8 protein-coding genes are annotated in these 14565 nt (G+C 43.8%); 7 read left to right on the top strand and 1 reads right to left on the bottom strand.

Going from position 1 to position 14565, the window contains the following annotated elements; genetic code table 11:
* Window positions 1-166 precede the first annotated feature (166 nt).
* Window positions 167-610, bottom strand: coding sequence for a VOC family protein (locus INE92_RS18760; protein ID WP_008775310.1), 444 nt, complete (start codon window positions 608-610; stop codon window positions 167-169).
* 391 nt (window positions 611-1001) lie between these two features.
* On the opposite strand from INE92_RS18760, the gene INE92_RS18755 reads away from it, so the two are divergent.
* The 7 genes from INE92_RS18755 to INE92_RS18725 all read left to right on the top strand — a co-directional run bounded on the left by INE92_RS18755 (window position 1002) and on the right by INE92_RS18725 (window position 14469).
* The gene (locus INE92_RS18755; protein ID WP_004317407.1) at window positions 1002-2030 is read left to right on the top strand and encodes a Fic family protein; all 1029 of its coding nucleotides are present in this window, start codon (window positions 1002-1004) and stop codon (window positions 2028-2030) included.
* A gap of 186 nt (window positions 2031-2216) precedes the next feature.
* Window positions 2217-3866 carry a DUF6377 domain-containing protein gene (locus INE92_RS18750; protein WP_004298604.1) on the top strand — a complete coding sequence of 550 codons (1650 nt, stop codon included), beginning with the start codon at window positions 2217-2219 and terminating at the stop codon, window positions 3864-3866.
* A 212-nt stretch (window positions 3867-4078) separates the two neighbouring features.
* On the top strand, window positions 4079-7078 hold the full coding sequence (locus tag INE92_RS18745; protein ID WP_008770512.1) for a SusC/RagA family TonB-linked outer membrane protein: 3000 nt from the start codon (window positions 4079-4081) through the stop codon (window positions 7076-7078).
* Window positions 7079-7120: 42 nt separating this feature from the next.
* Window positions 7121-8584, top strand: a complete 1464-nt coding sequence (locus INE92_RS18740) for a RagB/SusD family nutrient uptake outer membrane protein (RefSeq protein ID WP_008997587.1) — start codon at window positions 7121-7123, stop codon at window positions 8582-8584.
* 36 nt (window positions 8585-8620) lie between these two features.
* Entirely contained in the window at window positions 8621-10135 is a 1515-nt protein-coding gene (locus INE92_RS18735; protein ID WP_004317414.1) for a SusF/SusE family outer membrane protein, read from the top strand.
* A 14-nt stretch (window positions 10136-10149) separates the two neighbouring features.
* Window positions 10150-11928 carry an endo-dextranase gene (locus INE92_RS18730; protein ID WP_004317415.1) on the top strand — a complete coding sequence of 593 codons (1779 nt, stop codon included), beginning with the start codon at window positions 10150-10152 and terminating at the stop codon, window positions 11926-11928.
* Window positions 11929-11964: 36 nt separating this feature from the next.
* The gene (locus INE92_RS18725; RefSeq protein WP_008997588.1) at window positions 11965-14469 is read left to right on the top strand and encodes a glycoside hydrolase family 31 protein; all 2505 of its coding nucleotides are present in this window, start codon (window positions 11965-11967) and stop codon (window positions 14467-14469) included.
* Window positions 14470-14565: the final 96 nt, after the last annotated feature.

Raw genomic sequence — 14565 nt, 5'->3', positions numbered from 1 at the left:
GATTCATATTCTACTTTGTGAGTTTCTTGCTATAAAGTTGAAAGGCAAGTGAATATCTGCAATATCAAGTTAATGTATGAGCCCCATAGCGATGTCACTATAGGGCTCATTAACTATCATTTTTCCGGCTCACTCGTATGGGCACATTTCTTTATAACAAACTTTCTTATTGAAATTTCTTATCTTCTTCGAGGAGCTCCTGGCTACATTGCTCCGGTGCTAGAGGGGTAAAGAGTTCTATCAAGTTTTCTTCGGGATCGCGCAGGTATAGGGTACGCATCCCCCAATCGGGCATATCCGTAGGTTCGGTGATAAACGTCACGCCTTTTGCTTTTAGATCGGCAAAAGTTTCGTCGAGGTTATCTACACTGAATGAAACCATTAATTTCTCACGCATCGCAACGGGCTGTTGCTTATCTGCATTGCCTACCGCAGGTGCCATCCAGTCGGATACAAAAAGGGTGAAGCCTTTTATCCCGTCAGCTACTTTAAAATTGGCATATCCGCTATTTTCATCTCCCCAGGATGGCTCTAATCCGAGTTGTTCGGTGTAGAACTTGAAGCATTTGGCGAAGTCTTTCACTAATAATCTTACGTTGCTGAATCTCATGGTTTACTGATTAATAGTTTGTAATTTGTTTCTTATATCAAAATGCAAATATAATCATTCTATTGGATAGTGTTTCAAAAAACTGTATTTACCTCATTAGAGTGCAGAAATGAACTATTTCACCACAGAGGACAGTCAGAAGATCCATACTGAACAGATGAGATTATCTGAAATCCAGAATAAAGAATTACAGGATAAAATTGCTGTGATAAATAAGAATTCTGAAGAATAGATCAAAGCAATGCAGAAACAATATGAGACTACTAACAGGTAGCTGAAGATTTTCATATCGGCTCAAAAGAGTCCTATACACTGTAATTATTGGCTCATTTTGAGCCGATATATTAATAATATTATGTATTTTTGAGCCGATATAATCAATTAAATAGCAATGGAAGAAGAAATTCAACAATATCTTCGTTTTCATCCTCTATCTTCTAGGTCAGAATTAATGGAGGGAGTGAATACTAAAGTAAGTGTCGCCACATTCAAGCGTTTATTAGCTGCCATGATTTCCGCTGGAAGTATTGAAGTCATAGGGCAAGGACCTGCCACATGTTATAAACTAACACCACAAACGTTTGTTACAAGTTATTTCGACTTAGAATCATACTTTCGGAAAGAAGTTGATGAGCGTGAAATTCAACAAGCTTTCAATTTCAGCCTTATTCCTGATATATTGCCTAATGTTGACCCTTTCACGATGGATGAACGGAAACATTTAACGGCTCTTCAAGAAACGTTTAGAAGAAATGTATTAGAAATGACAGACGGAGAGTACCGGAAAGAAATGGAAAGGTTAGGTGTGGATCTTAGTTGGAAGTCTTCTCAAATTGAAGGGAACACATATAATCTTCTTGAAACGGAAAGACTTTTGCTGGAAAAAGAAGAAGCAAAAGGTAAAACTAAAGAAGAAGCCATTATGCTACTAAATCACAAGGAAGCTCTTGATTTTATTTTAGATAATCCTGATTATCTTCAGTATTTATCAATAAGAAAGATTGAAGACATTCATAGTATCCTTATTAAAGAACTGGGAGTTGAGCGTCATATTCGTTCTCGGCGTGTTGGTATTACGGGTACGAATTATCGTCCACTTGATAATGAATATCAAATAAGAGAAGCTATGGAAGACACTTGTCAATTAATCAATAATAAGGAGAGTATCTTTGATAAAGCTTTCCTAGCTTTAGTTCTGTTATCTTACATTCAGCCATTTGCTGATGGTAATAAACGTACTGCCCGTATAACAAGTAATGCAATACTTATAGCCAACGGTTATTGTCCTTTATCATTTCGTTCAGTTGATTCTATCGACTATAAGAAAGCTATGTTAGTTTTCTATGAACAAAATAATATATATCCATTTAAGAAAATATTTATAGAACAGTTTGAATTTGCTGTGAATACATACTTTTGAATTTATCTGTATATTGATGGTTGTTCCAACGATGACATTATTATAAATATAATAATTATGTTCATAATAAATTTGTAATGCTTCCTGTTTTAATAAACATTGGTTTTCCGTCTGCAATAATTTTCTCCTGAAAGCCGGAAGTTTCTGAAAGACTTTTATCTTTGCAACTATAATACATACGGCACTATGAAAAAAGTGATTCTGATTTTTGTGACAATCGTCCTTTCCGGTCTGCTTTATGCAAAAGATAATAAGAGTACCGATGCGTTACTTCGTGAGATTGATGGTATCATTAAAAACCGTCAGACCTATGGAGCGGAAAAGGAGGCGCGTATCGCTGACCTGAAGAAATTGTTGGCGGAGGCTACTTCCGATGAACAACGATATGGTTTTTGCGGACGTCTTTTCGATGAATACCGGGCTTATAATCTGGATTCGTCTTTTGTCTATGCTCAACGGAAAGAGGAACTGGCGCATCGCATGGATAAACTGGATTATCTGGATGATGCTGCCATGAATATGGCGGAAGTGATGGGAACTACCGGAATGTATAAAGAAGCGTTGGAACTATTGGGGCAGATTGATAAGAAAACGTTGCCCGATTATCTCTATGGTTACTATTATCATCTGTATCGCACTATTTACGGATTGATGGGAGATTATGCCGTTACGGAGAAAGTCAAGAAAGAGTATTATCGAATGACGGATCTGTATCGTGACTCTCTGCTGCAGGTCAACGCTTCCGACTCTTTGGGGCACGTATTGGTGATGGCGGATAAGTGTATCGTACATGCTCAATACGATGAAGCCATCCGTATGCTGATGGAATATTACAACAAACCTTCTTTGGATGACCATTCAAAAGCAATGCTTACTTATACTCTCTCCGAAGGTTACCGGTTGAAAGGCGACAAACAAGGGCAAAAACATTACCTGGCCCTTTCGGCTATTGCCGACCTGAAATCGGCAGTAAAGGAATATGTATCTTTGCGCAAACTCGCTTCCCTTGTCTACGATGAAGGGGATATTGACCGTGCCTACAATTACCTGAAATGCTCCTTAGAGGATGCCACTCTTTGTAATGCCCGCCTTCGTACGTTAGAAATCTCGCAAGTCTTTCCTATCATTGACCAGGCTTACCAATTGAAAACCAAACGGCAGCAGCAGGAGATGAAAGTATCATTGATTTGTATCAGTTTGCTTTCCGTATTTTTGTTGGTTGCCATTTTCTTCGTTTACAAGCAGATGAAAAAGGTTGCTGCCGCACGTCGCGAAGTGGTCGATACCAATACGTTGTTGCAAGAACTGAACGAAGAACTTCACGACTCTAATTCGCAACTGAAAGAGATGAACCATACGCTTTCGGAAGCCAACTATATCAAGGAGGAATATATCGGCCGATATATGGACCAATGCTCCACTTATCTCGACAAGATGGATTTATACCGTCGTTCCCTGAATAAAATTGCCGCTGCCGGAAGAGTGGAAGAACTATATAAAGCCATTAAATCTTCTCAATTCCTTGACGAAGAACTGAAAGAGTTTTATGCAAACTTCGACATGACTTTCCTGCAACTCTTCCCCAATTTTGTGGAGGAATTTAATGCGCTGCTCACAGAACCCATGCAACCCAAACCGGGAGAACTGTTGAACACCGAACTCCGTATCTTTGCCCTTATCCGGCTGGGGATTACGGACAGTACCAAGATAGCGCAATTCCTCCGTTATTCCGTGACTACCATTTATAATTACCGGACCCGTGTCCGTAACAAAGCTTTGGGAGAAAGAGATGAATTTGAGACTAAAGTAATGCAAATAGGGAAGGTGGAAGAATAAGAAAACCACTACTTTTTTAGTCTGACTTCTATTTTATAACGTTCTTATATTTAGTGGTTTATGCTGTGAGACACTGTATAAATCACTATATTTTTGCTATCTGCTTTAAGAAGCAGTATGAAATGTGGATACTTTTGTTTCACGGTCATTTCAGCAATGACACAGAGAACGAAAACAAAAGTAACCCTAATATTAACTTTAAATTAATGTACATGAAACAGAGTATGAAGTCGAAAGGCTTTGAACGCCGCCTCTTATTAATAATGTGGGGCTTGTTCCTATCTCTTAGTGCATTCGCACAACAGATTTCAATAAAAGGACATGTAGTAGATGCCACGGGTGAACCGGTGATCGGTGCCAGTGTGGTGGAAGGACGTACAACGAATGGTACGATAACCGATGTAGACGGTAATTTCTCATTAAGCGTTCCGGCTAACAGCACGCTGACTATCTCTTTTGTCGGCTATAAAACGCAGACTGTTCCGGTGAACGGGAAAAACTCGTTGAAAGTAACCTTGCAGGAAGATACGGAAGTATTGGACGAAGTTGTTGTAGTAGGTTACGGAACGATGAAAAAGAGCGATTTGACTGGTGCCGTATCTTCTGTCGGAGTGAAGGACATCAAAGACTCTCCGGTAGCTAATATCGGTCAGGCAATGCAGGGAAAAGTATCCGGCGTGCAGATAATCGATGCCGGTAAGCCGGGTGATAATGTCACCATTAAAATCCGTGGTTTGGGTACGATCAATAACAGTAACCCGCTGATTGTCATTGACGGAATTCCTACCGACTTGGGATTGTCTTCCTTGAATATGGCTGATGTGGAACGGGTAGACGTATTGAAAGATGCTTCGGCAACAGCTATCTATGGTTCGCGTGGTGCCAACGGTGTGGTGATGATTACCAGCAAACGTGGTGCCGAAGGTGCCGGAAAAGTAACGGTAAACGCAAACTGGGCTATTCAGAACGCTACTAAAGTGCCCGATATGCTGAATGCTGCGCAATATGCCGCTTTGAGCAATGATATGCTGTCTAATAATGATGATAATACAAACCCTTATTGGGCAGACCCTTCTTTATTGGGAACAGGAACGAACTGGCTGGATGAGATGCTACGTACGGGAGTGAAACAAAGCTATTCGGTTAGCTATTCCGGTGGTACGGAAAAGGCACATTACTATGTATCCGGCGGTTTCCTCGACCAGTCCGGTATCGTGGAAAGCGTTAATTACCGTCGTTTCAACTTTCAGGCAAATAGTGATGCCCAGGTCAATAAATGGTTGAAGTTCACTACTAACCTGACATTCAGTACGGACGTGAAAGAAGGAGGAAGCTATAGCATCGGAGATGCGATGAAAGCACTTCCCATCCAGCCGGTGAAGAATGAAGACGGTAGCTGGAGCGGTCCCGGACAGGAAGCGCAATGGTATGGAAGTGTCCGCAATCCGATCGGTACGTTGTACATGATGACGAACGAGACGAAAGGATATAACTTTCTGGCAAATATCACCGGAGAGATTGCCTTTACCAAATGGTTGAAGTTGAAAAGCACCTTCGGTTATGACGCCAAATTCTGGTTTGTAGACAACTTTACTCCGGCTTACGACTGGAAACCGAATCCGGTAGAAGAATCTTCCCGCTATAAGAGTGACAACAAATCATTTACCTACCTGTGGGATAATTATTTTGTATTCGACCATACTTTCGCCCAAAAACATCGTGTAGGGGTGATGGCAGGTTCTTCCGCCCAGTGGAACAACTATGATTACCTGAATGCTCAAAAGAATATCTTCATGTTTGATAATATCCATGAGATGGACAACGGCGAGAAGATGTACAGCATCGGTGGCAGCCAGAGCGACTGGGCACTGCTCTCTCTGATGGCACGTCTCAACTATTCTTACGAAGATAAATACCTGCTTACAGCCACTGTGCGCCGTGACGGTTCCTCCCGCTTCGGTAAGAACAACCGTTGGGGAACATTCCCTTCCGTTTCTCTGGCATGGCGTATTTCGCAGGAAGAATGGTTCCCGAAAGACAACTCTCCGGTGAATGACCTCAAACTGCGTATCGGATACGGTGTGACCGGTAATCAGGAAATTGGTAACTACGGCTTTGTGGCTTCCTATAATACGGGAGTCTATCCTTTCGGCAACAACAACTCCACCGCTTTGGTATCTACCACCCTTTCCAATCCGAATATTCATTGGGAAGAGGTACGCCAAACCAACTTCGGTGTGGATATGAGCCTGTTCAATTCACGTGTCAACCTTTCGCTGGATGCCTACATCAAGAAGACGGCAGACATGTTGGTGAAAGCTTCCATCCCTATCACCTCCGGTTTTGAAGATACTACTGAAACCTTTACCAATGCCGGCAAGATGCGCAACAAAGGGGTGGAAATGACCCTGCGCACCATCAACCTGAAAGGTCTTTTCTCTTGGGAATCTGCTTTAACGGCTACCTATAACAAGAATGAAATTCTGGATCTGAACAGCGAAACTCCGATGTTTATCAATCAGATGGGTAACTCATACGTGACTATGCTTAGAGCCGGTTATCCGATCAATGTATTCTACGGATACGTGACCGACGGACTTTTCCAAAACTGGGAGGAAGTAAACCGCCACGCCACCCAACCGGGAGCAGCTCCGGGGGATATCCGTTTCCGGGATTTGAATAACGATGGAGTCATCAACGATGAAGACCGTACCGTTATCGGTAACCCGAATCCGAACTGGTTCTTCTCTTTAAGCAATAATTTCTCTTATAAGGGATGGGAACTCTCCGTTTTCCTGCAAGGCGTATCGGGAAACAAGATTTATAACGCCAACAATGTTGACAACGAAGGAATGGCAGCCGCTTACAACCAAACCACAGCCGTATTGAACCGCTGGACGGGTGAAGGTACCAGCAACTCTATGCCCCGCGCCATTTGGGGAGACCCGAACCAGAACTGCCGTGTATCCGACAGGTTTGTGGAAAACGGTTCCTATCTCCGTCTGAAGAACATCACGCTTTCGTATACACTGCCTAAAAAGTGGATGCAAAAGATTCAACTGGAAAATGCCCGCATCTCTTTCTCTTGCGAGAATGTGGCAACTATCACCGGATATTCCGGCTTCGACCCGGAAGTGGATATTAATGGCATCGACAGCAGCCGTTACCCGATTTCACGTACTTTCAGTATGGGCTTGAACTTTAACTTTTAAATCAGGAGAAAGAATATGAAAAAGATAATAACTTTGGTATTTATGTCTGCCGTGCTGGCATTGACATCGTGCAACGATTTCTTGGATAAATATCCCAAATATGGCGTCGATCCCGAATCGGAAGTGACGAATGAGATTGCTGTGGCACTGACTACTGCCTGCTACAAGACTCTTCAGTCATCTAATATGTATAACCAGCGTATTTGGAGCCTCGACATCATCGCAGGCAACAGTGAAGTAGGAGCCGGAGGAGGTACTGACGGTTTGGAGACTGTTCAGGCTTCCAATTTCATTGCCCAGAGCGATAACGGCTTTGCCTTGTATGTATGGCGTTCTCCGTGGGTTGGGATCGGACGTTGCAACATCGTGCTTTCCAATTTGCCTTCAGCATCTGTCTCCGATGAGATAAAGACCCGTTGCATGGGTGAGGCTTATTTCCTGCGTGCACATTATTATTATATTCTGGTTCGTTTGTACGGAGGGGTGCCTTTGCGCTTGGAGCCGTTTGAACCGGGAGAATCTGCGGATATTGCCCGTAATACGGTAGATGAGGTATATGCTCAAATTCTTTCCGACTGCAAAAATGCAGTGAATATGCTTCCTCCGAAAAGCAGTTATGGAGATGCTGACAGGGGACGTGCCTGCAAAGAGGCTGCAATGGCGATGCTGGCGGATATTTACCTGACACTGGCTCCCAACCATCGCGACTATTATAATGAAGTAGTGACCTTGTGCAATAACATTGCTGCAATGGGATATGATCTGACTCAATGCAATTATGCCGATAACTTTAATGCGACGATCAATAATGGTGCGGAATCTCTCTTCGAAGTGCAATACTCCGGTAGTACGGAATATGACTTTTGGGGCGGCGATAATCAAGCATCCTGGTTGTCTACTTTCATGGGACCACGTAATTCGGGTATGGTAGCCGGTGCTTATGGATGGAATCTGCCTACGGAAGAGTTTGTCAAGCAATACGAAGACGGTGATTTGCGGAAAGATATCACTGTGTTGTATCAGGGTTGTCCTGCTTTTGATGGTATGGAATACAAACGTTCCTGGTCCAATACGGGTTATAACGTACGTAAGTTCCTTGTGTCGAAAACCGTCTCTCCGGAGTATAATACCAACCCCAACAACTTTGTAGTATACCGTTATGCGGATGTCTTACTGAAGAAAGCGGAAGCTTTGAATGAGCAGGGACATCCGGATCAGGCTGCCGAACCATTGAATATCGTTCGTAAGCGTGCCGGACTGACAGAGCTGCCGACTACTCTGACGCAGACCGAAATGAGAGAAAAGATTATTCACGAACGTCGGATGGAACTTGCTTTTGAGGGACATCGCTGGTTCGATATGATCCGGGTTGATAATGGAAATTATGCATTGACATTCCTGAAATCTATCGGTAAGAATAATGTGACCAAAGAACGTCTCCTGTTGCCTATTCCGCAGACGGAGATGGACTCCAATCACCTGATGACTCAAAATCCCGGTTATTAATCCGTTTTATAATCATTCATTTAGACAAATAATATGATGAAGAAATATATATATCAGTTGTTATGCTCTCTTTTCATCGGTGGAACGATGGTTGCTTGTACCGAGGATTATATGGAGACAGATAAAGGACATGATACCCTCACCCTTTCGGTGAATCAGCAGGAGTTGGTGTTGAACGAAAAGAACCATAGTCAGGAGGCGCTGGCGCTTTCATGGACTACCGGAACGAATTATGGAAGCGGTAACCGTATCTCTTATACGCTGGAACTGGCGAAAGCCGGAACGGACTTTGCGAATCCTTATTCGGTAGATTTGGGTACGGGAACGTATCAATGGACTAAGAAAGTGGAAGAACTTAACCAATTTCTGCATACGCAGTTCGGTATCGGTTATGCCGTGAAAGCGGAGTTGGAAGCACGTATCACAGCGGTTGTTGCCGGAATGGAAGATCAGAAACAGATTGCGACGGCTGCCTTTACGGTGACTACTTACCAGCCGGTTACTACGACGCTTTACCTGATTGGTGATGCTACTCCGAACGGATGGAGCGCCGATAACGCAACGGCAATGGAACGTACGGATAACGGACAATTTACATGGACAGGAAAGCTGAATACCGGATCGTTTAAATTTATAACGACCTTAGGAGAATTCCTGCCGTCGTACAACCGTGATGCTACTGCCGAAGAAGGATTCAAACTGACCTACCGTACATCGGGTGACCAACCGGACGAACAGTTCACAATCAGTAAAGAAGCAACTTATATCGTAAAAGCAAACCTGCTCGACCTGACATTGACACTTACCGAAACGGAAGATATTGGCTGGAGATATGAGGAGTTTTTCATTGTCGGTTCGTTTACGGGTAACAATGGTTGGGGATTTGAAGCACTGTCTAAAGATGCTGTCCAAATGGATCTGTTCCATTATGGAGCCGTGATTCCCTGGAAGGCGGACGGAGAATTTAAATTCGCTTCTGTGACAGATTTCGGTCAGGCGGATGCTTTCTTCCATCCTACCATGGCTAATGCTCCGTACACTTCGACATCCGTAGTGCTTGGAGGTGACGATAATAAATGGCAGATGAAGGAAGCCGAATGTGGCAAGCCTTATAAAGTATGGTTCTATACAGGTAAAGGAAAAGAAAAGATGCTGATGCGTCCGTTCACTCCTTACGAAGGGCTGTATCTGGTGGGTGAGGCAACTCCGAACGGATGGGATTTAGGCAATGCTACTCCGATGACTAAGAGTGCCGACAGTCCTTATATCTTTACCTGGAGCGGCACGCTGAAGGCAGGTGAGATGAAGATATCCTGCGATAAGCAGTCAGACTGGAACGGGGATTGGTTTATGGCGGATAAGAGCAACAAGGCTCCGACGGGGGAAGTAGAGACGGCATTGTTCGTTGCTAAGTCGGATGCGGAGTTGAACAGTATGTATCCGGATACAGATTTGGGTAGTTTGGATTATAAATGGAATATTCAGGAAGCCGGTTCTTATCGGATTACGATTGACCAGTTGAAAGAGACGATTTCGATTGTGAAACAATAAAACAAGAATTCAAGATGAAGAAAATAATATATTTGGTGGCTGCTTTCCTGTGTATGGCTTGCAGTGACGATCATGGGTCGAACCAAGAGAATGGAGGAGCTTCGGGCAGTGTCACCGAAGTGACTCCGGTAACATCGGATTTAAGTGTGGACCTGTCTACGGATAAGGCTTTCTATAAACCGGGGGAGAAAGTGGTATTTACAGCAGAAGATGCGTTGCCTGCCGGAACTAAAGTTCGTTATCGTCTTTTAGGGGAGGTTGTCGGAGAAGAGTCGGTAAATGGTACCAGTTGGACATGGCAACCGCCTACTACTGATTTCAAAGGATATATGGCGGAACTGTACCGTCAGGAGAATGGTACAGATGTGATTCTCGGTACGATTGCGGTAGATGTATCCAGTGATCCGGCACGTTTTCCCCGTTATGGTTTTGTCGCTGATTTCAGTCGGGAGAAGACGGCTGAAAAGACGCAGGAAGAGATGGCGTATCTGAATCGTCATCACATCAATTGGGTACAGTTTCAGGACTGGCATAATAAACATCACTGGCCGTTGGGCGGTACACGTACGCAGTTGGACGAAGTATATATGGACATCGCTAACCGGGAGGTTTATACAAGTTCTGTGAAGAATTACATTGAAGCGCAGCATCGTTTCGGTATGAAGTCTATGTTTTACAATCTTTGTTTTGGGGCGTTGAAGGATGCCGCTGCGGACGGGGTGAAGGAGGAATGGTATTTGTTTAAGGATGCTTCTCACACTATTAAAGATAGTCATGATCTGCCGGGCGGATGGAAAAGTAATATTTATCTGGTAGATCCTTCTAATAAGGAATGGCAGAAATATTTGAACGAGAGGAATGATGATGTATATGCGAACTTTGCCTTCGACGGCTATCAGATAGACCAGTTGGGACGACGCAGCACGCTTTACAATTACAACGGTATTCCGGTCAATCTGCGTGAGGGATATGCTTCTTTTATTGAAGCGACGAAGCAGGCTCATCCGGACAAGAGTTTGGTGATGAATGCGGTCAGCCGTTACGGTGCCCGTCAGATAGGGGAGACAGGTAAAGTTGATTTCTTCTATAATGAGGTGTGGGCAGATGAGGCTGATTTTACCAATCTGAAAGCCATTCTTTATGAAAATGGAGTATATGGCAATTATCAGTTGAATACGGTTTTTGCAGCTTATATGAATTATAATAAAGCGGATAACCGGGGAGAATTTAATACGCCGGGTATCTTATTGACAGATGCTGTCATGTTTGCTTTGGGTGGTTCGCACCTTGAGTTGGGAGGCGATCACATGTTGTGCAAAGAGTACTTTCCGAATGAGAACCTGACAATGAGCGAAGAACTGAAAACAGCGATGGTTCGTTATTATGATTTCCTGACTTCTTATCAGAATCTGCTTCGTGACGGTGGTACGGAAAATAGTGTTTCCATGAATTGTACCAATGGCGAAATGAGATTGAATAGTTGGCCTCCTCAACAGGGATCGGTTACTACTTATGCCAAGCAGGTAGGTGGCAAGCAAGTGATACATCTTCTTAATTTCTCGCAAGCGAACAGTCTTAGTTGGAGAGATGTGGACGGTACGATGCCGGAACCGGCTTTGATTACAAAAGCGGCTTTGCAAATGAATCTGTCGGCAAAGGTGAATAAGCTGTGGGTAGCGTCGCCGGATGTACACGGAGGAGCTTTGCAGGAATTGGCCTTTACACAGGAGAACGGAGTTGTCTCTTTCACATTGCCTTCCCTGAAATATTGGACGATGATTGTGACTGAATAAAGCGGCTGCTACAGAATAACTAAAATGATAGGTATGATGATTAGATATAGATTATGGGTGTGGGTGTTGTGTCTGATGTTTCCAACATGGGTTTGGGCGGAAAATGAGATACGTACATGCACTTCTTTTACACAGCAGGGACGTCAGGTGACTTTTCACTTGGCGGACAGTGCCGCCTTGCAATTGCAACTTTGCAGCTCTTCCGTCGTGAAAATCTGGTTCTCACCCGATGGGCAATTGCAACGAAGAAATGCTTCGTTTGCAGTGATTAATGAAGAACTGGAAGAGGTAGGAACTATTCATGTGGATGAACAGGCGGCCTGTTACGAGATATTTACTCCGAAGTTGCGTATCCGGGTGAATAAATCTCCGATGAGTCTTCAGATATTCGATAAATATCAGAAACTTCTGTTTAGTGATTATGCCGATAAAGGCCATGTCAGTGAAGGAACGAAGAAGGTGGAATATAAAGTGCTTCGTCGTGACGAGCACTTCTTCGGACTTGGTGAGAAAGCGGGAAAGATGGATCGTCGTGGCGAGTCTTATAAGATGTGGAATAGTGACAAACCTTGTTATAGTGTGGTAGAAGATCCTCTTTACAAGAGTATTCCTTTCTTTATGAGCAATTATCGGTATGGTATTTTTCTTGATAACACCTATAAGACAGAATTCAAATTCGGAACGGAAAGCCGTGATTATTACAGTTTTGAAGCGCCGAACGGGGAAATGGTATATTACTTTATCTTCGGTAAAGACTATAAAGAAATCATCAGCCAATATGTCGGACTGACCGGAAAACCTATCATGCCGCCGAAATGGGCGTTGGGTTTTGCCCAATGCCGCGGTCTGTTGACAAGTGAAAAGTTAAGCCGTGAAATAGCCGAAGGCTACCGGAAACGGGGAATCCCTTGTGATATTATCTATCAGGATATCGGCTGGACAGAATACTTGCAGGATTTCGAATGGCGCAAAGGAAACTATGAAAACCCCAAAAAGATGCTTTCGGATTTGAAGGAGATGGGTTTTAAGGTAGTCGTATCTCAAGACCCGGTAATTGCACAAGCCAATAAAAAACAATGGGAAGAAGCTGACCGCTTAGGCTATTTTGTAAAGGACAATACGAACGGCAAAAGCTACGATATGCCCTGGCCGTGGGGTGGGAACTGCGGAGTGGTGGACTTCACCCTGCCTGCCGTAGCCGACTGGTGGGGGGCTTATCAGCAGAAACCTATTGATGATGGTATCTCCGGCTTCTGGACAGATATGGGCGAACCTGCCTGGAGTAACGAAGAGCAGACGGAACGCCTGGTGATGAAGCACCATTTGGGTATGCACGATGAAATCCATAACGTCTATGGCCTGACCTGGGACAAAGTGGTGAAGGAGCAATTTGAAAAGAGGAATCCGGACCGTCGTGTTTTTCAAATGACTCGTGCTGCTTATGCCGGATTGCAACGTTATACGTTCGGCTGGACGGGTGATAGCGGAAACGGAGACGACGTATTGCAAGGTTGGGGACAATTAGCCAATCAGATTCCTGTAATGCTTTCCGCAGGTTTGGGATTAATCCCATTTTCTTCCTGTGATATTACCGGTTACTGTGGGGATATTGAGGATTATCCGGCTATGGCGGAACTCTATACCCGTTGGATTCAATTCGGTGCATTCAATCCTTTGAGCCGTATTCATCATGAGGGAGATAATCCGGTGGAACCATGGCTTTTCGGACCGGAAGCGGAAAAGAACGCGAAAGCAGCTATCGAACTGAAATATCGTTTGTTACCGTATATCTACACTTACGCCCGCGAAGCGTATGATACAGGATTGCCTATCATGCGGCCTCTATTTCTGGAATATCCAATGGATATGGAAACTTTTTCTACGGATGCCCAATTCATGTTCGGCCGTGAATTACTGGTAGCCCCTGTGGTGAAGAAAGGTGCCCGCACAAAGAACGTGTATCTTCCCGAAGGTACATGGATAGACTACAACAACAAGCAGACAGTCTACACCGGAGAGCAATGGACTACCGTTGACGCTCCCTTGTCCTCTGTTCCTATATTTGTGAAGCAAGGTTCCATCATCCCCACCATGCCGGTGATGAACTACACCCATGAGAAACCGGTATATCCACTTACTTTTGAAATCTTCCCCGCACAGGAAGGTGCACAGGCTGCCTTTACTCTCTACGAAGATGAAGGAGAAGACTTAGGGTACCAGCGTGATGAATTTGTCAAAACACCGATTATTTGCAGCACTCTGGCAAATGGATATAAACTGACCGTCTCTGCCCGTGAAGGAAAAGGATACACTGTCCCCGGTCCGAGAAATCTGTTGTTCCGTATTTATTCTGCGAAAGCCCCGAAAGAGGTAACTGTCAAAGGAAAGAAGATAAAGAAAACTAAACCGGAACGTTTGGAAGAAAATCTGGAGAATGACACGGAATCTGTGGTGTGGAGTTGGGATAAAGAAACAGGTGTCTGTAGTGTGAGAATACCTGATAAAGGTGTTGATGAACAGTTGATGATTACTTTTAAATAAACAGGGAGCTGTTGGCAAGCTAATATTCAGAGTTTTTCTTTCGTTTTATATGGATAATGTGTAGATTCGCACGAAACTCATATCAGAAATGTGTAA

This window comes from Bacteroides xylanisolvens (assembly GCF_018289135.1).
In the GTDB taxonomy this organism is placed as follows: Bacteria; Bacteroidota; Bacteroidia; order Bacteroidales; family Bacteroidaceae; genus Bacteroides; species Bacteroides xylanisolvens.
Note: the sequence above shows the minus strand (reverse complement) of the source record. Positions and strands in the feature narration are given on the sequence as shown.